Origin of the sequence: Neobacillus niacini (genome assembly GCF_030817695.1) — a bacterium.
GTDB lineage: Bacteria > Bacillota > Bacilli > Bacillales > Cytobacillaceae > Neobacillus > Neobacillus niacini_F.
The window spans coordinates 3,695,372-3,717,186 of sequence record NZ_JAUSZQ010000002.1 but is presented as its reverse complement, the minus strand read 5'-3'; the positions used below and the strand labels follow the sequence as shown (position 1 = coordinate 3,717,186).

Here is a 21,815-nt window from a genome sequence, read left to right as displayed (position 1 = left end):
CAAAATTTTTCCTTCCCTTATCAAATGTTCTTAGATTTTTTCTTATGGTTTGCATTCTTCTCCGGTTCTAGTTTTGTCCTAAAAACCTTAGCGCAATACAGGCACTTAGGAACTAATAAGGTCTGTTTCTCAATCGTTAAACTTTATTTCTTTCAATAAATTTAAGGATATCATCTAGTGATTGATTACGTTTTTCTGATGTTACGGGATTGAACAAATCCCCCATTACTTGTATCCTTTGCTGCATGTTTAAAATTGTGAAATCTGTCGGCCTTATCCCCGCTTCAACCTCTTCCCAAGTCAGAGGAGCTGCTACGGTTGGTTCAGATTTTGCTCTCGCCGAGTAAACCACTGGCATTGTCCGCCCACGCCATAACTGCAAGTAATCGAAATAAAGTTTGGTTCCTCTTCTTGAAACGATTCGTTCAAGGGTTACGTGCTGCGGCATTTGCTCAGCAAAATACTGAGCAACAAAGGTATTGATCTTTCTGGTTTGTTCAAATGTATAATTGGGCTGAATCGGAATAAATACTTGCATGCCTAAGGAACCTGATGTACGAGGGACCGAGGCTAGACCAAGTGATTCCAGAAGTTGCTTCAACTTAATTGCTACCTCTAACACAAGATTAAAGCTATTATCCTCAGGAGGATCTAAATCGAATACCATTTCCAGCGGGTAATCGGTTTTATCGTGTCGATCAAATGGAACATGAAATTCAATCGCACCATAGTTTGCGGCCCAGACTAAGGTGGCCCGATCATTTAACAAGATTCTCTCCTTTCCCTTATAGAAAGTATGGCAGACCCATTGTGGTGCCGTCTCGGGAAGTGATCTTTTTTCAATTTTCTTGCCAGATATACCGTGAGGATAAACCCAAATCATTAATAATCGTTCTTTGGCATGCTGTATTAGATAAGAAGAAACATCTAGCAAATACTGAATATAGTCCATTTTTGTAATGCCTTGATTTTGCCAAATAATTTTATAAGGGTGTGTAATTTCAATGAGATGGCCATCAACCTCTATTTGTCCCATACGTAAAACCTCCTGTTCTACTCTATATTTTCAGTGATAATGGTTAAAACTATGTATTATTTAACAATGGTGGTGGATCAAACTGGAACCGATTTTTGCAATGGAGCCTGTTAGCAGTGATGCTATTCCGACAGGGGAGGAATGGATTGCACAAGTTAAATGGGACGGTGTTAGAATTCTTACCTATTCCGATAATCAAGAAGTACGGCTCTATAATCGAAAAAAGAATGAACGGACCTTTCATTTTCCAGAGATTATACCCATTCATGAATACTGTTCAAGTAATTCCGTGATTTTAGATGGAGAAGTGATCTCATTAGGGGAAGATGGAAGGCCATCCTTTCAGCAAGTAATGAGACGAGATGGTTTGCGGAATTTAGAACGCATAAAACTGGCTGTAGAATCTGTTCCGATTATATATATGATTTTTGACGTGCTTTTTTTGGATGGCGAGTGGATTCATAACAAACCGCTTCATGAAAGAAATCAAATACTTGGGGACATTATCACTCCTAACGAACATATTCAGCTAGTTCCTTCTATGACTGAAGCTGAAGCTTTATTTCATGCCATTAAGGAACAAGGTATGGAAGGGATTATAATGAAAAGGATCAGTTCGCCGTATTCAATTGGAAAAAAGCGGGATGATTGGCTTAAAGTAAAAAATTATCGTGATATCATCGCTGTCATCGGAGGTTTTACATTGAGGCATGATACCGTAAATTCCATCCTGCTCGGCTTGTATGATAATAAAGGGAACCTAAATTACGTGGGCCATACAGGGACTGGGAAAATGACCGTCAATAACTGGAAAGATTTAACGAAAGAGTTAAGCGGATTGGTGACAGATGAACATCCATTTAGCAAGACACCTCCACGCCATGCGCATGCTACATGGGTACGGCCAGTAAAAACGGTTAAGATAAAATTCGCTGAGTGGACCGAAGGCGGGGCCATGAGACAGCCAAGTATCGAAGGGTTTATTGAGGTTCCTCCTCACGAATGTGTGTTGGAAAGAACCTAATTTTTTTAATTGAAACGGGAAAACTGCCGATTCGTGAATTCGACAGTTTTTCCCATTGGATTATAAATCGAAGAACCTTCCGACAGTATCAGTAAAATCATCCCAGATACCGTCTCTGTTTCGTCCATTTTGAATATCATTGGTATAGGTGTTCATTTGGTTGTAAAAATCGTTGTCGTATGAAACATACACTTTGTGAATTTTTTTATCAGCTGCCCTTACTTGGTCAGCGATTCTTTGCTCAAGGCGAGTGGATACTTCTTTATAGTTGGTACCGCCGGTTCCATTGTTACCAGACATATTCGTGCCAGTATTGCCTGTATTTGTTCCTGTTCCGCCAGTCCCAGTATTGCCGGTGTTTGCGTTGGTTCCAGTTATACGATCAGTCCCAGCACCAGTGTTGTTTCCTGTTATTGCGCCAGCCCCGGTGTTCAAGTTGTTATTTGTAGTACCAGTGGTCCCAGAGTTCGTATAGTTTCCAGTAATCCCGGTATTCCCGGCGTTTGTGTTGTTTCCGGTCGTCCCGTTATTGCCAGCATTTGTGTTGGTTCCTGTAATCCCAGCATTACCATTGCCGGTATTTTGGGTATTTCCAGCATTATTGCCATTTCCACCCATGTTATTCGTTGTACCTGTTCCAGTACGATCGCCAGTAGTACCTTGCTGATTGTTTAACCGCACAGCGACATATGCGTCGTTATTACGGATAATTACTTGGGCCTGGTCCACTTCTCCTAAACGTTCTACATTGTTGGTGGCACGAGTTGAAACTTTTAAATTTTGGTTTGATACATTTCTTCCGGTAATCCCATTGTTATCATTGTTTCTCATGTTGTTTCTAACGTTATTTACCCCTAAGTTTCCACCGTTGTTATCCCCGCCTGCATTTTGATTATCTCCGGCACAGCCAGTTAAACCGATGAGAGTGGAGGTTAAAACGAAAGTAATCAAGCCTTTTTTCACAGTTTTGTCAGCTCCTCAAAAAAATATCTTACACATATATCGTGGCTCATCTAAGTGGAACTATTCGGGAGGAGAAATGACAAAAAATAGCTTTAAAGGAAAATCCATATATGTTCAGTTTTTTAGTAAATTTTGAAGGTATAGTTATTCAGTATCTTTCTCATCCTCAAATAGATAATAATAATGAACGGAGAGTGTTAGGACGAGAACTATTATTATCTACGTTACTAATTCAAGATTTTTCCTCACTCGGCAAAATAGTTACAAATTTTAACAGTATGTTCATAATTTGGTAACAATCCTTGGACAACCTATCATCTGTAATACCCAAACTATGTTAGGAGGAATATACTCGATGAGAAAGATGTATATGTCTTTTTGTGCCATTGCGTTATTGTTTGGGCTCTTTGGTTCAGTCCAGACCTACGCAGCAACAGAGGGAAAATTAGAAGTCCATGGTCGTGGACATTTCAAGCATGATCCTGAGTTTATTAAAAAGAAGGCAGAATCACTGGGGATTGAAACAGATGGAAAAGACACAGAGACCATTGCAAAAGAAGTTAAGGAAACAATAATTAAACAAAAGGCTAAGGAACTGGGGATCGACAGCAATGGTAAAGACCTTGAAGCTTTAGCGAAGGAAGTATGGGAAACCGAAATTAAAAAGGATGCAAAAGAGTTGGGAATCGCCACTGAAGGAAAAGATTTACATGATTTAGCTAGAGAGGTCCATGAAACAAAAATTAAAAAAGATGCCAAAGAGCTGGGGATTTCAACTGATAACAAGGATCTTCACACCATAGCCCATGAAGTCCGGGAAAAAAGGATTTTCAAAGCAGCAGAGAAGTTGGGAATAGAAACAAAAAATAAATCTGCTGACGAACTTTTTAAGGAAATTATCACAAACCATGCAGATAAAGCAAAGGAACTAAATCTATTTCCTCATAAGGGTGGAAAGCTACATTTCTTTGACAAGTCAAAATAAAATTAGTTCGATTGAATTTAGGGTAGCTAGCTGGCTATCCTATTTTTTTTTTGAAAAATTGCGCCATCAAAAAATAGCCGCTAAAGGTTCAAAGTCTATTACAGTATTATTAATATTTTATTCATATCTTGACGGTATCATGGATTTAACCAAGCTTCCTTTTTTATACGTATTAGGAAGGAGGAAAAGAATGATAGAGAAAAAGCCAAACAAACTACTTAGCTCTCGGTTACGTATTCTATTTATTATTGTCATTTTGCTATTTTCCATATTGATTATTCGTTTGGGCAAAATAAAATTGTCCAAGGGGAAGAATATAGAGCGGAGAGTCAAAAAACTACAAAAAATGTCTATTCTTGGAATACACCCCGTGGGAAAATCTATGATCGTAACGGAAATGTGTTAGTTGAAAACCAACCTATTTATACGTTAACCTACGCAAATCCTTCAAGCGAAGATTCCCAGCAGGACAAACTAGATTTGGCCAAGACGTTAGCTGGAATCATTAATATGACAACAGAAAAAGTAACAGAGCGGGATAAAGAGGATTACTGGATTTTAACGAGAAAACAGGAAGCTTATGCAAAATTAACGAGCGAAGAACAAAAGAACCTAGATGATAGTGAAGAATATCAACTTATTCTAGAGAGAATTACCGAACAAGAATTAGCAAGTATACCTGCCGATGAAATGGAAGTACTGGCTATTAAAAGAGAAATGGATGTAGATTCATCTTCGGTAAATCGAATCAAATCTGGATTAACAATCCAAGAAATTGCCACAGTGAATGAGCGTTTAGAGGAACTTCCCGGAGTAGAGGTGAAAATTGATTCTGAACGTAAATACGTTTATGGTGACACCCTTCGTCAGTTATTTGGAAATGTAGGACAAATTCCCAAAGAAGAAGCAGATTCGTACAAAAGTGATGATTATGCATTGAGTGACTTGGTTGGAACCAGCTTTCTAGAACAGCAATACGAAGAAGTACTGCGTGGAACAAAAGAAAAACAAACTTATGTTGAAGATATTACAGGTAAGATCTCTGACGTGAAGGTAACGGCAGGGGAATCCGGAAAAGATTTGATTTTGACCATTGATTTAAAGCTTCAACAAGAGGTGGAAAAAATCATTGAAGAAGAATTAAAAAAGGACGAAGGTGCTCAAAGTGCGTACGTGGTAATGAGCAATCCGACTACTGGTGAAATATTAGCGATTGCAGGGAAAAAGGAATCTGATAATAAAATAGCTGATGAATTATATGGCGCATTTTATAACTCTTATGCAATGGGATCAACTGTAAAAGGAGCAACAGTGTTAACTGGATATGAAACTGGTGTAATCTCACCCGGGGATACATTCGTCGACTCTCCCATTAAAATTAGTGGAACACCTGTTAAAAAATCTTACGTAAATATGGGGAATATCAATGATTTAACCGCACTTGAACGGTCATCCAATGTTTATATGTTCCATATTGCGATGAAAATCGGGGATTATGATTATGCCAGAAAATTAGGTTTTAAAAATCCAGAAAAAGCTTATGAGATGATGAGAAAGTACTTTGGTCAATTTGGCCTTGGAGTAAAAACAGGAATTGACTTACCTGATGAAGCAACAGGTTATAATGGCGGGGTACAAAAATTAGGGAATTTAATGGATTTCGCCATTGGTCAATTTGATACGTACACTCCTCTTCAACTACTTCAATATATATCAACCATTGCTAATGACGGCAAGCGAGTTCAGCCACATTTCATGAAGGAAGTACGTGAACCTAGTAATGAAAACGGTAAGTCTGGAGAAGTTATAGAAGAATTTCAAACCATTGTTTTAAATACAGTGGATATGGACCGCGCCTATATCGAGCGGGTTCAGAATGGATTTCATCTCGTCATGAACGGAAATCAGGGAACCGCAGCATCGGCATTCAGGGGTGCTTCCTATGATCCTGCTGGAAAAACGGGTACAGCTCAAGTTTCTAATGGAAATGTAGGCTATAACTATAATTTAACCTTAGTCGGGTATGCTCCATATGAAAATCCGGAGGTATCCATTTCAGTTGTCGTTCCTAATGTGGAAAATGATAGTAGTGGTATAAATAAGTCAATTGGAAGAAAGATACTTGATTATTATATTTGAGAATAAATAAAAATAGGAAAGGTCCTTCACGATACAATAGAAAGGTCCTTTCTTACTTGAATGGATTACTTCGGTAGGTAGTTGTTACTTTTTGGAGATTAATGGTATATTATAAAAAATATTGTCACCTTATTATTATCATGTTACTATTAGTTGAAATTAAATCCCTTTAAATCTGGTCCAGAGAGGCCAAAAAGGCGAATGTTAAATTCATACATATTTATTATGTCTATGAATGCCTTTTTGTCCCTTGGATGGAAAGGCATTTTCTTTTTGAGCAAAATCTTTTAATTTGAGTCCTGTGAGGCTCGAAAGGAGACAACAAGAATGGATTATCGTAAAAAAACAGTAGTTGCATCAGTAGCGGGTTTAACATTAGAGGGCATGGATATCATGTTTATATCCTTTGCCATGTCGATGATTATTGCGGAGTTTCAAATTGATATGGCAGCTGGTGGACTTATTTCCTCCATTACTAATTTAGGAATGTTAGCTGGGGGAGTTATTTTCGGTATTTTAGCAGATAAATTTGGGAGAGTTAGAATTTTTACCTATACAATTCTATTATTTGCAGTCGGAACGGCGTTAACCGGGCTCGCACAAAATATTGAACAAGTATATTTATTTAGGTTTATTGCTGGCTTAGGAGCAGGTGGTGAATACGGGATTGGAATGGCGCTAGTCGCTGAGGCATGGCCTAAAAATAAACAGGGGCGCGCGTCATCATACGTTAGTGTCGGTGCTCAATACGGAGTTATCCTTGCGGCACTTCTTAGTGCGATGATCCTTCCTTCTTGGGGATGGAGAGGATTGTTCTTCGTTGGATTAGCTCCGGTTATATTTGCCTTTATCGTACGAAAGAAACTAGACGAGTCACCTGAATGGCTGGCTTCACAAAAGAAAAAGCAACTCATTAAGAAACAAGGAAAATTAAAGCAACTATTTGCTACTCCTAAAATTGCATTAACAACATTCGCTTTAGCCATAATGGCAACCGTTCAAATCGCCGGTTATAATGGTTTAATGATTTGGCTGCCATCCATGCTTCAACAATCTCAAGGGTTATCCGTTTCAAGCTCGGCTCTTTGGACCATCAGTACAGCAGCGGGTATGATTGCAGGTATGTTAACATTTGGCCAATTTATGGATCGTTTCGGAATGAAACGCTCCTATGGAATCTTCTTAGCGGCTTCCGCTGTTGCGGTCTTCTTATATTCCTTTGCTTCAGGCAGCACAGGACTTCTAATTGGCGGTGCAATTGTCGGGTTCTTCTCGAATGGAATGTTTGCAGGTTATGGAGCTTTAATTAGCAAGTATTATTCAGTAGAAATTCGTAGTACCGCAACGAATACAATCTTTAACTTTGGCAGGGCTTTAGGGGGATTATCTCCTATTTTAGTAGGTTATATCCTGCAGCATGCAAATGTAACGGTAGCGATGACGTACCTAGCATTACTTTACTGTATCTCTTTTATAGCAATGATCAGTTTGCAAAAAGGGAATGGTAAAAAAGAAGAAATCAATACATTACCCAAAGCAGTGTGAGTGAATTAACAAGCCATTTTCTCCAACATTCGTGTAGGAGGGAATGGCTTTTTATTGTAAAATAAATGAATTTTTGGAAAATAGCATTGACTCGCCCAAAGGAAACATGATATAAACACAGTAAGAATTTTAGTACTTTAAAGTAAATGACTTACAAATACTGACAAAAAAGGATATACAGGAGGATTACTTTCATGGGACATCGTAGCAAAATTTTAGACTGCACCATTCGAGATGGGGGCTTAGTTAACAATTGGGATTTTAGTGTTGAATTTGTTCAAGACTTGTATAATAGCTTAAGTGCGGCTGGTGTTGAATACATGGAGATTGGTTACAAGAACTCCCCAAAACTACTAAATGCCACTGAGCCAAATCCATGGAGATTTCTCGACGATAACTTTTTGAAAGAGATCTTCCCTGAGAAAAAATTCACGAAGTTTTCTGCTCTAGTCGATATTGGCCGTGTAGATCCGAATGACATTTTACCACGTGAACAAAGTGTTTTAGATATGATTCGAGTGGCATGCTACATCCGTGAAGTAGATAAAGGGTTAGAGCTTGTACAAATGTTTCATGATTTGGGTTATGAGACTTCACTTAATATTATGGCTTTATCTAGCGTACCTGAAAAGCAGCTTACGAAAGCATTTGATATGGTGAGGGAAAGTCCTGTAGATGTTGTATATATTGTTGATTCTTTCGGAAGCTTGGATCCAACGGATATTGAGCACCAAGTAAAAAAATTCAAAGAGTTGATCCCTAACAAACAGCTTGGCATCCATACGCATAATAACATGCAGTTAGCATTTGCCAATACATTAGCTGCATTGAACAACGGGGTTACATACCTAGATTCTTCTGTATATGGCATGGGACGTGCTGCAGGTAACTGTAACACAGAACTTCTTGTCAGCTACATCCAAAAACCAAGCTACGAACTGAAGCCAGTACTTGGAATGATTGAAAAGCACATGCTGGAAATGCGCCAAAAGTGGGAGTGGGGTTACATCATTCCTTATATGATTTCTGGTGTCCTCAATGAACATCCACGTGTCGCTATGGCTTACCGTGACAGCGAAGACCGTGATAGATTTGTCAATTTTTATGACAAGGTAACATCACCGGAAGTCTCTGTTTCTCCAGCGACGAAATAGGTTAAACATAAAACAAGTACCTCACATGATAGAGGTACTTGTTTTGTCTTCACTTTTTTAATCCCCGATATTTTGCTGTTGTTAATTCCTGAATATAATCCTCAAGCTCGGGCATTTCCATCTCTTTCGCTATTTGTATGGATGATTCGATATCGTATGGAACTCGAACTAGCTGTATCGAAAAAACTCCATTTTCGCTTTGGTTATATTCTCCTTCAAGAATGGCATAGGAAGCTTGAGTGAGATCAAGCGGATTTCCTACGCTGCCGACGTTACACAATGTCTTACCTTTAATAGTTTGCTGGTAGGCATTGTGGATATCTCCGTAAAAAACAACATCAGGCTCTCTTTTTCCTGCTATATTTTCTGTGTGTTCTGTGTTTTCGAACATACTTAAGCGACGTTCAAGAGAGTCCCATGGTTGTATTCTTTCATACACACTCCGTGGTGAAGCATGAAACATTCTGACTAGTTTTCCGCTCATCATAAACTCTAATGAAAACGGCAGTTCCTTTAAATTATTCATTTGTCTGTTCGTTAATTGGCTCTGGTGCCACTTGATGGTGTCGGACTCCTGTGGTTTAGGAAAGAAATCATCCCAATTGCCTCTCACCACCATTTCACAATTCTTTTCGATCATTTGAATTGCCATGCTTGATTGTGGTCCTTTGCCAACTAAATCACCAAGGCAAAAAATTCGTTTAATGTGTCTAGAATCTATATCACCCAGTACCGATTCTAGTGCAGGGATATTACCATGAATATCTGAAATAATAGCAATTTTCTCCATTTTATTAAACTCCTAACGATTTAAATAAAAATAATTCTTTATTTGTATCTTCATTTTCTGTATATTTCCCGAAATTGGCAAATTTAAAGAGAATTTTTGTCTTTTTAAACATATTATGCAAAATATTTTGGCATAGAGCAAAAAGTCTTTGCGGTAATTCCTCGATAATAATAGGTAAATGTATATTTCTATTGGAAATCTAGTTGGCACACTTATTGCATTAAAGAAGAACAGGTATATAAAACGATTTTATGTTGCCAACAGTAAAAAATAAAAAAAATGAATTGATTTATCCGGAATTTTTTAGGCTCAGTTTCAGCATTGAAAAAATTGAAGAGAGGGATGTTTTATGTGGGTTATTACCGTGTATTTAGAAAAGAATATTCAAATGTTTGAGTTCGATAATCAAGAGGAAGCAAGAGCGACGTACAAGAGTATAAAAGGCTGTAAATTTCTCAGTGAGGTGATCTACTATAATGATTTTGATATAGTTGAATAAAATAAAGTAAAAAATTTTCCGATTATTAAAAGTATTTACAATGTTTTAGGCAGTTTAAGGCTATTTTTTATATTTTTGCAAAAAAATATTTTACATTTCATAAAATAGCAACTATTATAATATTGAAAATAGTTTCAAATTTCTAAATCGCTGAAACCGTTTAGGCACGGGGGAACCATATGGATTTATCAATCCAAGGGGTGAATCCTTTTTAAAGGTAGGGCTACTCAGGAGGCCCGAATCCGACAGCTAACCTCGTAGGCGTTTATGAGAAGGAAGGTGGAACTTGTGGCACGATTATTTAGTGTTTACAAGTCTATTTACCATGACTTGTAGACACTTTTTTGTTCCTTTAATAGGTTTCTCTACAAGGGGGATATTACTTTTCAAAAGGAAAAAGCATTCATCCGTTTGTAACCGTTTTCTATTACAAAATGAAAGGACTGAAGTAAATGTTACCAGAACGTGAAATGGAAAAATTCCAGCAAACTGTTGATCAACAAAGTGAACAGACATTAAAACGCGAGTTAAAATCCAGGCATTTAACAATGATTTCAATCGGAGGAGCGATTGGTACTGGACTGTTCCTCAGCAGCGGCGCAGCCATCAGCACAGCCGGCCCCGGGGGAGCATTGCTTGCATATGCTATAGTGGGTGCAATGGTATTTTTTATCATGACGAGTTTAGGAGAAATGGCTGCTTTTATGCCGGTAAGCGGTTCCTTCAGCACGTATGGAACGAAATTTGTGGATCCAGCATTTGGTTTTGCGATTGGATGGACCTACTGGTTTAGCTGGGCGATGACCATTGCTGCTGAATTAGCTGCCTCAACCATGATCATGAAATTTTGGTTTCCGGATAGTCCTTCTTGGGTATGGAGTGCATCATTTTTGGCGCTTATTTTTCTATTAAACTATTTATCTGTTAAGGGTTATGGGGAAGGGGAATATTGGCTATCCTTAATTAAGGTATCAGCGATCGTACTATTTATTATTGTTGGCTTGCTAATGATTTTCGGCATTATGGGAGGAGAAGCAGTAGGGTTTAAAAACTTTACAGTGGATAAAGCTCCTTTTTCAGGCGGTATTTTAAGTGTTTTTATTGTTTTTATTGCAGCAGGTTTTTCTTTCCAAGGTACAGAAATCGTGGGGGTTACGGCAGGTGAAAGTAAGGATCCTGCAAAAAATGTACCAAAAGCGATTAAAAATGTTTTCTGGAGAATCCTAATTTTTTATATTTTGGCGATTGCTGTAATCGGGCTTCTTATTCCTTATACTAATCCGAATTTACAAAATGATAATGTGATGGTAAGTCCATTTACCCTCATTTTTGAAAAGGCTGGGATTGCCTTTGCTGCTTCACTCATGAATGCTGTTATTTTAACTGCTTTATTATCAGCTGGTAATTCTAGTCTATATGCTTCAACACGCATGTTGTATTCGATGGCGAAGACGGGACAAGCGCCGAAGATATTTGGGCAACTTAACAACCGTGGAGTTCCCGTTGCAGGTATTATTCTAACCTGTGCTATAGGTGCGCTTGCCTTTTTGGCTTCATTTTTCGGTGATGGTATGGTCTATATTTGGTTAATGAACGCAATCAGTATAACTGGATTTATCTTCTGGCTCGGTATTTCCATCAGTCATTATCGATTCCGAAAAGCCCTTATCGCTCAAGGTCATTCGCTAGACATGTTACCGTATAAGGCAAAATGGTTTCCGATTGGGCCAATCTTCGCGATCGCTTGTGGAATTATCGTTATATTAGCTCAGAATTTCCAAGCTTTTCTTTCCGACCAGATAGATTGGGGCGGTGTGGTAGCGGCATACTTAGGCATTCCGTTTTTCCTTAGTTTATATTTTGGCTATAAACTGATTAAGAAAACAAAAGTGGTCAAACTTGAGGAAGTGGAGTTTGACTTTGACAAAAAATATAATTAATCGAAAACGGATTTTTTGGAAATTGATTTAAAAAATGGTTCATTTCTTACTTTACTTATTGGATTAATTGGAGTAAAATTTAGAAAATTCATCAATAATGTTAATTTGCCGATTGGACATCCAAAGGCTCCTTTACGTATTACACGTAAGGGAGCCTTTTTTATTGATTAAAACTGGAAAGGGGTTGAGGGGATTGAATATTGATCATCTTGAAGCATTTATGTATGTAGTCCACCTGGAGGGTATTCATAAAGCAGCTGAAGCTCTGTATTTATCACAGCCAACCGTTACTGCGAGAATAAAAACGTTAGAACGTGATCTTGGCATCGAATTGTTTTTGCGTAAAGGGAGAAGTTTGACTTTATCCGAGGAGGGAAAAGCTTTTATCCCATATGCAGAGCAAATTATTCGTACCTATGATCAAGGGAAGAAACGATTGAAGAGGGAAGATAATCCTGAAGAAATTATCATTGGGGCTAACATTATTACTTCACAATACTTTATTCCTTTTGCCCTTCCTTTCTTGAAGAAAGCAAATCCTCAATTACGTTTTAAATTTTATTCGGCGACAAACGATGTATTGCTCGATAAACTTCTTCAGAAGCAGGTCGATATCGCCTTTATGAAGGATGTTACCCATCGTGGAATACAAAAGCATGAGCTTCTAAATAATTCTGTCCGGCTGGTTGTTTATCCTGGACATTCCTTTCAATATCAAGAGAATATATCTGTTCAGCAGCTAGCCAATGAACCCATGGTATTTTTTGAATGTGGCGCTTTTGACTGGACTCGGATCCATAAATTATTTGAAATGGCGAATGTTAATCCTCGCATAGAATTTTTAGTCGACCATCTGGAAGTAGCTAAATCTATTATTCTTAGTGGAAATGGCATAGGATTTTTACCATACCTATGCATTAAAGAAGAGCTTGAAAGAGGGCGCCTGATCGAAGTAGATGTTTCTCATATTCTTCAAATAAATCAGCATATATTTGCGACACATTTAAATAATAGTTTTGTGTACCCCGATCTCTGGAATGATATTCTTCAGTCAGTTAAAGAATTTGAGAAGGAAAAGGATCCTGTCTTTTGATAAAATTTTTAAATGTAAAGATTACATTTTTCTATCAGCTATCGTATTGCATTTACAATCTTCTCGGTGTTAGGATTAAACACAATAAAATAACAAGCAATGATTTCTTGGTGTAAGAGGGAAAAGCACAGCCTTAATTCCTACTATTCAAGTGTGAATTATTGGATATAAAGAGAGAGGATGATAAGAATGACAACGCAATATAGTAATGATGTGAGACTATTTGCAGAAACAAAAAAGGAACTCTCCTTTGAAACAAGTAAGTATCTTAATTTACCAGATTTACAGTTTTTTACTTGGTGCAATCGACAGTATCGGGTTAACAGAGGTGTTTATAATACGATTGATCAATGGTTTTACGAATATGGAATTGTCAATGTTCTTTATCGTAGAATTCAGATTTTAGCGTTTTTGGATTTTGTCAAAGACAAGATGTTAAAAGAACAACCTAAATTTATCCGATTTGGTCATGGAGGTCTCTCAAAAAGGCTAATTGAATTTATCAATGATTATGAGCAAAGCAATGTAATTCCCCTAAAGAAACCAAGTAAATCCAAATAGATTAGAAATCAATTGATAGATTTTCTTGATTAGTATTAAATATTTTCCTATCAAGTAAAGTATTGCCATTTTATTGTTTTCGGTGATAGGATGAGAATCAACACAAAACATACTTTTCATATCAAATATGTCGGAATAAAACCGTGGAGGAGAAATAACATGAGCTATAAGCTAAGTATTTTAGATCAAAGTCCCATTTTTCCAGGGGGCACTGCTTTTAATGCGTTACAGAATACCGTTCAATTGGCTCAAAAAGCAGAAGAATGGGGCTACTCACGTTTTTGGGTATCCGAACATCACCATACAGATCAATTGGCAGGTTCCTCTCCTGAGGTATTGATTTCGTATATATTAGCTCGAACGAATAAGATTCAAGTAGGCTCAGGGGGGGTAATGCTTCAGCATTATAGTCCTTATAAGGTGGCTGAAAACTTTCATGTCTTATCAACTCTCGCTCCTGGAAGAGTAGATCTTGGTATTGGAAAAGCACCAGGTGGTCTTCCACTATCAACAAAGGCGCTCCAGTATGGCACCGTAAATGATGGAAAGGACTTTTCTGAACGGCTATCTTTTTTACATGAATTAATTGAAAATTCCGTTGGTGGGGCACACCCTCTTACTGGAATTCAAGCAACACCGATTCCTCAGAAAAAACCTGAAATTTTTTTACTTGGTGCAAGTGTTAATAGCGCTCAGCTAGCGGCTGATCAAGGGATATCATTTGTATTTGCAAAATTTATTAATAGTGATGATAAGGTATTGGAACAGGCGGCAAAGGTGTATCACGAAGGTTTTCCAAATGGAAGATTCATCATCTCATTGGCTGTTATTGCTGCTCCAACTCAATCAGAAGCAGAACAACTGGCAGGAGACAGAAATATAGTTAAAGTCCATCTTCAGAGCGGACGCTCGGTGACATTACAATCTATTGAGCAAGCAGAAGTGTTTGGTAATCAGGCAGGCGAACCATTTGAAATCACAGAACAAAAAGCAGACATAGTTGCTGGGACCCCTAACTATGTAAACGAAAATTTAGAAAAACTTCATCGGAAGTATCAGGTGGAGGAATTTATTTTACATACACCTGTAGAAAAAGAAGAAGAAAGAATTAAATCATTTCAGTTGTTGAGTCCTCGTAACACGAATCAAAATACGGGAATAGAGATTAGAGAAGATTACCCATATATTGCAAGTAAAATTTTTTTAAACCAGTGAGCACTGTTTAATTAAGGATGTACTAAAATTTAAATCCGAGTATTCGGGTAAAAATAATATGAAAAATTTAAAGTGCGAAGTAGGATGTAAGACTTCCATTTTAAACATTGCGAAGGGGCGTTTGATGTGAAACTAATAAATTGGACTAAGGTAATATCTATCTCAATGGGGTTATTGCTTCTGTTATCTGGCTGCGCAAATAATACTAGTACAAATAATAGTTCGGCAGAAACGAACGAAAAGGTCGAAGCACAACCTAAGCAAGGTGGGGAATTAACCTATGCACTCGCAACATCTCCCGATTCACTTGATCCGCATCGAAGCGGTTTAGCCGTTGCGGTTCGTGCTTTCAGGACGATTTTTGATAGCTTAGTAGTACAGGAGTCTGATAACTCAATCAAGCCATGGCTAGCTACAGAGTGGACAGTATCAGAGGATGGAAAAAGCTATACGTTTAAACTGCGTGAAGACGTAACGTTTCACGATGGCACCCCATTTAATGCGGAAGCTGTGAAATATAGCTTTGACCGAATTATTGACCCAAAAACACAAGCTAGAAATTCAGTAGCACTTCTTAGACCATATGAATCATCAGAAGTACTGGATGAGTATACAATTAAAATTAATCTCTCAACACCATCTTCTGCATTTTTAAGTAATTTAAGCCAGGCGATGCTTGGGATTGTCTCACCTAAAGCTGCAGAAAAATTTGGGGATCAGTTCGGTAGAAATCCTGTAGGGACTGGACCATATAAATTTGTCAGCTGGACAGAAAATGCAGATATTGTCGTTGAAAAAAATAATGAATATCAATGGGGGCCATCCATTGTAGAAAACAAAGAAGTACCATACCTTGATAAGATTACATTTAAAATCATTCCAGAAGAAGCAACGCGTATTGGCAGTGTACAAAGCGGGCAGGTCCTTGCCGCAGAAACTGTGCCGCCGCAAAATATTGTTTCTTTAAAAAATGACCCGAAGAATCAATTGTTACAAGTAAACACAATTGGATTACCGTATACACTGTTTTTTAATCAAAGAAAAGAACCATGGAATGATGTAAGAGCCCGTAAAGCTGTACAGCTTTCTGTTGATGTGGATGCGATTGTAAAAACACTTTACTTAAACACCTATTCTCGAGCATGGTCGCCGCTTACACCTGGTATTTTAGGTTATGATAAATCCCTTGAAGATAGAAACTCGGTAGATTTAGATACGGCCAATGAACTCCTTGACGAACTTGGCTATGTAAAAGGTAAGGATGGGATCCGTGTAAAAGATGGAAAGCCACTAACATTAAATTATGTGGATGGAACTCCTAACCGTGAGAAGAGAAATGATATAGCAGTTATTATTCAGCAACAATTAAAAAAGATCGGTATTAAAGTGGAAATAAATATTACAAAGGATATCGCATCAGTTGTTCAACAAAATGCTGATTATGATTTATACGGAAATAGCCAAGTGAATTCTGATCCCAATGCATTACGAGCCTTTTATCATACAACTACACCACAAGAGGAAGCAACGATAAAAAGGCTAGGGGGCGGCTCTAATCCAGAATTAGATGAATTGTTAGAGGAAGGGACAGTAGAATCGGATCCTGCAAAACGTGCAGAAATCTACAAAAAAGTGCAGCAAAAAATCATTGATGAAGCGTGGATTATTCCAATTTATGTATTCCCTTATACAGTAGCAGCAACTAAAACCGTAGACGGGATAAAGTTTGATCCATTAGGCTACCCATTGTTCAATGATGTAACGATTAAATAATGTAGAAATGGAGCTGATAAATGTGGCATTTGCCAACAAGATCCTTTTAAAAATCTCGTCTGCATTGGTATCGATTTTAGGCTCACTCATCCTTGTTTTTTTCATAATCTATTTGCTTCCGGGGGATCCAGTGCTTTCCATGCTGGATCCTGCCACTGCCACGCCTGATATGGTAGAAAGTCTACGCAAGGAATTGGGACTCAATCAACCGCTTTATGTCCAATTCACAGAATATTTTACAAATGTACTTCATGGTGATTTTGGTCAATCTTTAGTTAACAGCGAACCAGTTCTGCCAAAGATTTTAGAACACTTTCCGGCAACGCTTGCTTTAACGGTTGTAAGCGCAGTATTATCTGTGGTAATTGGGATAACTTTTGGAGTGTTATCAGCAATCTACAGGAATAAGTGGATAGATTTTATTGCTAGATTAATTGGTTTATTTGGTATTTCAATGCCAACATTTTGGTCAGGGATTTTACTGATTCTTATTTTTTCTATTTATTTAAACTGGTTTCCAGCTATGGGCTCCGATGGCTGGGAAACACTAGTGTTGCCATCACTATCTCTTGGATTTGTAGGTGCAGGTTTAATCATACGAATGGTGCGAAATAGCATGCTCGAAGTGATTAATGAGCAATTTATTATCACTCTTCGTGCGAAAGGACTCTCAGAAAGGGTTGTTATGTACCGACATGCTCTTCGCAACGCACTTATTCCTGCTATTACCATTATTGGTTTAAATATTGGTGAACTCATGGCTGGTACGGTTGTGATTGAAACTGTGTTTTCAAGGCAGGGTATTGGCAGAATTGTTGCCGATGCCATTATGGCTAAAGACTTACCTGTAATTCAAGGGGTCGTTTTTTTCAGTGCCATTGTCTATGTAATTGTCAATTTCTTAGTTGACTTATCCTATGCAATTATTGATCCACGGGTACGCAGATCGCACTAGTTAGTAATCAATAAGGGGGGAGAAAGTTCATATGAAAGAAATGGTTAATACTGAAAAAGTGCTACGGGTTCCAAAATGGACTTTAACAAAACAGAAGCAACCATTTTCTGCATCAAAATTATTTTTATACGTTGCTGTTATTATTGTTTTATTTTTCATCGGATGTGCTTTATTTCCCAAGTTGATCGCGCCGTATTCTCCAACCTATATGAATACAGAACTGATTTTAAGTAAACCAAGTGCAGCACATTTGTTTGGAACGGATTACTTTGGGAGAGATGTGTTTAGTCTGGTTATTTATGGAAGTCGGGATTCTCTCATTATTTGTGTTGCATCCGTTCTTATTGGCAGTATCATTGGCGGGATTATAGGCGGATTCGCTGGTTATATGGGAGGTATTGTTGACGTTATCTTTATGAGGATAATTGAAATTTTGATGACAATCCCAGGTATTCTTCTGGCATTAGCCATTGCTGCGGCACTAGGTCCAAGTTTATTAAATATCGTCTTAGCTGTTGCAGCCTCATCGATACCTGCATTTGCACGTGTGATGAGAGGACAAATGATAAGTATTAAGAAACGACAGTATATAGATGCCTCTCGATCTATTGGTACACCGAGCTGGAAGATCTTCATCTGGCATATCCTTCCGAATTCTTTTTCCCCACTTTTAGTAATGGGGACGATAGGACTTGGAACCTCTATTTTAATTGGTTCAGGGTTGAGCTTCTTAGGTCTTGGGATTATTAAAGAAATTCCTGACTGGGGCGCACTGCTCTCACAGGGACGAGGTTATTTAACAGTAGGCTGGTGGATTTCAACATTTCCAGGTTTATCCATTACTCTTTTTGTTCTAGCTATCAATATTATTGGAGATAAACTCCGTGATTCCTTTGATCCTAAAACAAGCAGTACGAGATAAAAGGGGGAGAAAAAATGGAGAAACTACTTGATATTCAGCAATTAAAAGTTGATTTCACCAAAAAAGTTGGCGAAGTAACAGCAATCAAGGATGTTACGTTGCATATTCAGGCCGGTGAGACTGTTTGTATAGTTGGAGAATCTGGAAGTGGTAAGACAGTTACCTCCAAAGCAATTATGAGGCTCATAGATTATGAAAATGGAAAAATATCGGATGGAAGTATAGTCCTGGATGGAATAGACCTAACACATCTTACGAATAAAAAACTTAGATCTATTCGTGGGAAAAAAATGGCCATGATTTTTCAAGAACCAATGGCGGCTTTCGATCCTGTATTTACAATTGGAAGCCAAATCATTGAAACGATTCTTGAACATAAGCAATCTAGTAAATCAGAAGCCAAAGAGAGAGCTCTTTATTTATTAAAACGTGTGGGTATATCGGCTGCTGAGATACGCTTTAACCAATATCCAAATGAGTTGTCAGGAGGTATGCTGCAACGGGCTATGATTGCGATGGCACTTGCTTGTGGTCCAGACCTCGTTATTGCGGATGAGCCGACAACAGCTCTAGATGTTACCATTCAAGCGCAAATATTACATTTGCTTCAGGAATTGAAAGAAGAAATGGGGATGTCCATTCTGTTAATTACTCATGATATGGGTGTTGCAGCAGAAATGGCTGACCGAATTATAGTAATGTATGCTGGAAGAATTGTAGAGCATGCAAATGTCAATGATTTGTTTGAAATGCCTCATCACCCCTATACATATGGGTTATTGCAATCAATAACAACTTTGGATAGTGATAGGAGTAAAGAGCTCTATTCGATTAAAGGATCTATTCCAGCTTTAAGCGATTTACCTAATGGATGTGAGTTTCATCCGCGCTGTCCTTATGCAGCGGAACGTTGTTTTATCGAGGCACCTCCATTAGTAGAGGTGAATAACCGCCAGACCGCATGCTGGCATGCAGAGGAAATAGTAGATAAACACATAAGAGAACAAAGTGTAGTAGAAACAAAAGTAAAAGTGCCAATTCAAAAAGATTTTCTTCCAAGTCAGTCTAAACATTCCTCTGAATCCTTGCTCGAGATTCAAGGGTTAAGTAAATACTATCCAATTGGTAAGAATGTATTTTCTCGTAATCAATCATATATAAGAGCAGTGGACAATGTGTCTTTTTCGATTAAAAAAGGCGAGACATTTGGTCTAGTCGGAGAATCAGGCAGTGGAAAGTCAACATTAGGCAGAGTTCTATTGCAGTTAGAAAAACTAACCAGCGGAAAAGTAATTTTTCAGGGGCAAGACCTGTCAAAACTGAGTTCAAAAGCATTACGGGAAAAACGGAAAGATATGCAGCTGATTTATCAAGACCCATATGGTTCAGTTAATCCACGCTGGAGGGTTGGAGACATAATCGGTGAACCCCTTCAAGTTCATGAAAACTCTAGTAATAAAGAAAAACAGGATAGGGTTCAGGAGCTATTAGAGCTGGTTGGTTTAAGTAAAAGTGACTATGACCGGTATCCACATGAATTTTCAGGAGGACAACGTCAGCGTATAGCAATAGCCAGAGCTATAGCCCTCAATCCTCAGTTTGTTTTAGCGGATGAAGCTGTTTCTGCATTAGATGTTTCTGTTCAGGCACAAATCGTGAATTTATTGCAGAATTTACAGAGAAAGTGGGAATTGACCTATTTATTTATTGGCCATGGCTTGAATATTGTAAGGCATATATCTGATCGTATTGGTGTCATGTACTTAGGTCAATTGGTTGAAATGGCATCAAGTGAAGAATTATTCCTACATCCTGCCCATCATTATACAAAAGGGTTAATTGAATCGATCCCAATTGCCAATCCAACTCTCTCTAGAGAACGGATTACCATTCAAGGGGAAATTCCATCTCCGGCTAATCCGCCAACTGGGTGCAGATTTCATACCCGTTGCCCAGCAGCTACTGCACGTTGCCGGGAGGAACAGCCAATCTTTAGGGAGATTCATAGTGGTCACTGGGTTGCATGTCATGATCCTGCTTAAATTAAATAAATTGCTCGTAATGATTAAGTAATCGGAGGTGTTTACAATGAAATTTGTTTTGTTTGATTTAATGGGGAACCATCCAAATGCTGTAACAGGTAAGGTATTAACAGCACAGCAAAGAATACAACATGTAATCGACCAGGCTGTTTATGCTGAATCTCTTGGTTTTGATGGATATGGAGTGGGTGAGAGGCATGGTGCACCGTTTTTGTCTTCTTCACCGGCAGTGATGTTAACAGCCATAGCTGCCAAAACTTCAAAAATTCGATTGCTGCCAACTGTTTCGGTCTTAAGTGTTCTTGATCCAGTGCGTGTAGCAGAGGATTATGCTACGCTCGATCATCTTTCCGGTGGAAGATTAGAGTTGATGATTGGTAAAGGAAATGATCCACGCCATTACCCATTATTTGGTATTAGCGAGGAGGAGCAGTGGGAGTCTTTAGCTGAGCGTTATGGACTTTTAAAACGATTGTGGAAGGAAGAAAATGTCTTTTGGGAGGGGAAGTATCGACCATTATTAACGAATGTAACGACCCAACCAAGACCATATCAAAAACAGATTCCAATTTGGCATGGCAGTGCGTCCAGTCCATTATCCACTGAGCTCGCTGCGAAAAACGGTGAACCGATATTCTCATCTAATACGTTTCATCCGATGGCTAAGTATAAAGAATTAATTGATCATTATCGTGAGCGACTCGAATATCATGGCCATGATCCTAAGAAAGCGGTTGTTGGTGCAGGTGCAAGAGGATTATATTTGGCAAAAACAACAGAAGAAGCCATTAAACGTTATCGTCCATATTATGATATTTTTATGGGCACCGAAGCCTCAAAGTTCAATCAATCTCCATTCAAGGATCTTGAAGATCACATTCATAATGGGTCTGCTTTAGTAGGAAGTGCGGATCAAGTGATAGAGAAGATCCTAAAATATCATCAAGCATTTGGACACCAGGTACAAAGTATCAGTGTTGAAGGATTAAGTAAAGAAGAACAACATGAGCAGCTTGAAAGATTCGCTGAGGAAGTCATTCCAGTACTTCGACGAGAAATTCCTAGTACTGTTTGGGAAAATGAACAACCAACATCGGTATAGGAGGAAGTCCATTAATAAAGAGGAGTACCAAGTCACAAATCAAATAATTAACAAACTGTCTTCATTATCATTTATGA

General features: G+C 38.2%; 19 protein-coding genes and 1 riboswitch. Of the genes, 16 read left to right on the top strand and 3 right to left on the bottom strand.

All coding sequences use genetic code 11. The features are described from left to right. Positions 1-136 precede the first annotated feature (136 nt). Positions 137-1,036, bottom strand: a complete 900-nt coding sequence (ligD, locus tag QFZ28_RS18850) for a non-homologous end-joining DNA ligase (RefSeq protein ID WP_307196072.1) — start codon at positions 1,034-1,036, stop codon at positions 137-139. Between the two features lie 100 nt (positions 1,037-1,136). On the opposite strand from ligD (QFZ28_RS18850), the gene ligD (QFZ28_RS18845) reads away from it, so the two are divergent. Next, positions 1,137-2,060: a non-homologous end-joining DNA ligase gene (gene ligD, locus QFZ28_RS18845; protein WP_307196071.1), complete on the top strand. Its 924-nt coding sequence runs from the start codon at positions 1,137-1,139 to the stop codon at positions 2,058-2,060. A gap of 60 nt (positions 2,061-2,120) precedes the next feature. Here the strand turns inward: ligD (QFZ28_RS18845) and QFZ28_RS18840 are convergent, their stop codons facing one another. After that, positions 2,121-3,023 (bottom strand): YhcN/YlaJ family sporulation lipoprotein, encoded by a 903-nt coding sequence (locus QFZ28_RS18840; RefSeq protein ID WP_307196070.1) that lies wholly within the window; start codon positions 3,021-3,023, stop codon positions 2,121-2,123. Positions 3,024-3,378: 355 nt separating this feature from the next. On the opposite strand from QFZ28_RS18840, the gene QFZ28_RS18835 reads away from it, so the two are divergent. From QFZ28_RS18835 to QFZ28_RS18820, 4 genes are all read left to right on the top strand, one after another. Continuing rightward, positions 3,379-4,008, top strand: a complete 630-nt coding sequence (locus QFZ28_RS18835) for a hypothetical protein (protein ID WP_307196069.1) — start codon at positions 3,379-3,381, stop codon at positions 4,006-4,008. Between the two features lie 240 nt (positions 4,009-4,248). Further along, a complete protein-coding gene (locus QFZ28_RS18830) occupies positions 4,249-6,147 on the top strand; it encodes a peptidoglycan D,D-transpeptidase FtsI family protein (protein ID WP_307197069.1) in 1,899 nt (632 codons plus the stop codon). A 327-nt stretch (positions 6,148-6,474) separates the two neighbouring features. Continuing rightward, entirely contained in the window at positions 6,475-7,692 is a 1,218-nt protein-coding gene (locus tag QFZ28_RS18825) for an MFS transporter (protein WP_307196068.1), read from the top strand. Positions 7,693-7,886: 194 nt separating this feature from the next. Continuing rightward, entirely contained in the window at positions 7,887-8,846 is a 960-nt protein-coding gene (locus tag QFZ28_RS18820) for an aldolase catalytic domain-containing protein (RefSeq protein ID WP_307196067.1), read from the top strand. Positions 8,847-8,895: 49 nt separating this feature from the next. Here QFZ28_RS18820 and QFZ28_RS18815 read toward each other — a convergent pair whose 3' ends face one another. After that, positions 8,896-9,636: a metallophosphoesterase family protein gene (locus QFZ28_RS18815; RefSeq protein ID WP_307196066.1), complete on the bottom strand. Its 741-nt coding sequence runs from the start codon at positions 9,634-9,636 to the stop codon at positions 8,896-8,898. 349 nt (positions 9,637-9,985) lie between these two features. Between QFZ28_RS18815 and QFZ28_RS18810 the strand changes: the two genes are divergently transcribed. The 11 genes from QFZ28_RS18810 (at position 9,986) to QFZ28_RS18760 (ending at position 21,738) form a co-directional block, all read left to right on the top strand. Next, positions 9,986-10,135, top strand: a complete 150-nt coding sequence (locus QFZ28_RS18810) for a hypothetical protein (RefSeq protein WP_307196065.1) — start codon at positions 9,986-9,988, stop codon at positions 10,133-10,135. A 138-nt stretch (positions 10,136-10,273) separates the two neighbouring features. Continuing rightward, positions 10,274-10,414: riboswitch (cyclic di-AMP (ydaO/yuaA leader) on the top strand. Positions 10,415-10,605: 191 nt separating this feature from the next. Further along, complete coding sequence (locus tag QFZ28_RS18805; protein WP_307197068.1) at positions 10,606-12,075, top strand: amino acid permease; 1,470 nt, start codon at positions 10,606-10,608, stop codon at positions 12,073-12,075. 15 nt (positions 12,076-12,090) lie between these two features. Beyond that, the gene (locus QFZ28_RS18800) at positions 12,091-12,246 is read left to right on the top strand and encodes a hypothetical protein (protein WP_307196064.1); all 156 of its coding nucleotides are present in this window, start codon (positions 12,091-12,093) and stop codon (positions 12,244-12,246) included. Positions 12,247-12,268: 22 nt separating this feature from the next. Beyond that, positions 12,269-13,168 carry a LysR family transcriptional regulator gene (locus QFZ28_RS18795; protein WP_307196063.1) on the top strand — a complete coding sequence of 300 codons (900 nt, stop codon included), beginning with the start codon at positions 12,269-12,271 and terminating at the stop codon, positions 13,166-13,168. Between the two features lie 189 nt (positions 13,169-13,357). Then, positions 13,358-13,729, top strand: a complete 372-nt coding sequence (locus QFZ28_RS18790) for a hypothetical protein (RefSeq protein ID WP_307196062.1) — start codon at positions 13,358-13,360, stop codon at positions 13,727-13,729. 159 nt (positions 13,730-13,888) lie between these two features. Next, a complete protein-coding gene (locus tag QFZ28_RS18785; protein WP_307196061.1) occupies positions 13,889-14,944 on the top strand; it encodes an LLM class flavin-dependent oxidoreductase in 1,056 nt (351 codons plus the stop codon). A gap of 165 nt (positions 14,945-15,109) precedes the next feature. After that, a complete protein-coding gene (locus QFZ28_RS18780; RefSeq protein ID WP_307197067.1) occupies positions 15,110-16,717 on the top strand; it encodes an ABC transporter substrate-binding protein in 1,608 nt (535 codons plus the stop codon). Positions 16,718-16,739: 22 nt separating this feature from the next. Then, complete coding sequence (locus QFZ28_RS18775) at positions 16,740-17,672, top strand: ABC transporter permease (protein ID WP_307196060.1); 933 nt, start codon at positions 16,740-16,742, stop codon at positions 17,670-17,672. Between the two features lie 31 nt (positions 17,673-17,703). Next, positions 17,704-18,594 carry an ABC transporter permease gene (locus QFZ28_RS18770; protein ID WP_307196059.1) on the top strand — a complete coding sequence of 297 codons (891 nt, stop codon included), beginning with the start codon at positions 17,704-17,706 and terminating at the stop codon, positions 18,592-18,594. Between the two features lie 14 nt (positions 18,595-18,608). Then, a complete protein-coding gene (locus QFZ28_RS18765; RefSeq protein ID WP_307196058.1) occupies positions 18,609-20,636 on the top strand; it encodes an ABC transporter ATP-binding protein in 2,028 nt (675 codons plus the stop codon). 46 nt (positions 20,637-20,682) lie between these two features. Then, the gene (locus QFZ28_RS18760) at positions 20,683-21,738 is read left to right on the top strand and encodes an LLM class flavin-dependent oxidoreductase (protein ID WP_307196057.1); all 1,056 of its coding nucleotides are present in this window, start codon (positions 20,683-20,685) and stop codon (positions 21,736-21,738) included. The last annotated feature ends 77 nt before the right edge of the window (positions 21,739-21,815 follow it).

Excerpts from the sequence above, each read along its gene's own strand:
- QFZ28_RS18790 (WP_307196062.1), top strand. The coding sequence starts at position 13,358 with ATGACAACGCAATATAGTAATGATGTGAGACTATTTGCAGAAACAAAA.
- QFZ28_RS18765 (WP_307196058.1), top strand. The coding sequence starts at position 18,609 with ATGGAGAAACTACTTGATATTCAGCAATTAAAAGTTGATTTCACCAAA.
- QFZ28_RS18825 (WP_307196068.1), top strand. The coding sequence starts at position 6,475 with ATGGATTATCGTAAAAAAACAGTAGTTGCATCAGTAGCGGGTTTAACA.
- QFZ28_RS18805 (WP_307197068.1), top strand. The coding sequence starts at position 10,606 with ATGGAAAAATTCCAGCAAACTGTTGATCAACAAAGTGAACAGACATTA.
- QFZ28_RS18815 (WP_307196066.1), bottom strand. The coding sequence starts at position 9,636 with ATGGAGAAAATTGCTATTATTTCAGATATTCATGGTAATATCCCTGCA.
- QFZ28_RS18770 (WP_307196059.1), top strand. The coding sequence starts at position 17,704 with ATGAAAGAAATGGTTAATACTGAAAAAGTGCTACGGGTTCCAAAATGG.
- QFZ28_RS18810 (WP_307196065.1), top strand. The coding sequence starts at position 9,986 with ATGTGGGTTATTACCGTGTATTTAGAAAAGAATATTCAAATGTTTGAG.
- QFZ28_RS18820 (WP_307196067.1), top strand. The coding sequence starts at position 7,887 with ATGGGACATCGTAGCAAAATTTTAGACTGCACCATTCGAGATGGGGGC.
- QFZ28_RS18785 (WP_307196061.1), top strand. The coding sequence starts at position 13,889 with ATGAGCTATAAGCTAAGTATTTTAGATCAAAGTCCCATTTTTCCAGGG.
- ligD (WP_307196071.1), top strand. The coding sequence starts at position 1,137 with ATGGAGCCTGTTAGCAGTGATGCTATTCCGACAGGGGAGGAATGGATT.
- QFZ28_RS18835 (WP_307196069.1), top strand. The coding sequence starts at position 3,379 with ATGAGAAAGATGTATATGTCTTTTTGTGCCATTGCGTTATTGTTTGGG.
- QFZ28_RS18780 (WP_307197067.1), top strand. The coding sequence starts at position 15,110 with ATGGGGTTATTGCTTCTGTTATCTGGCTGCGCAAATAATACTAGTACA.
- ligD (WP_307196072.1), bottom strand. The coding sequence starts at position 1,036 with ATGGGACAAATAGAGGTTGATGGCCATCTCATTGAAATTACACACCCT.
- QFZ28_RS18760 (WP_307196057.1), top strand. The coding sequence starts at position 20,683 with ATGAAATTTGTTTTGTTTGATTTAATGGGGAACCATCCAAATGCTGTA.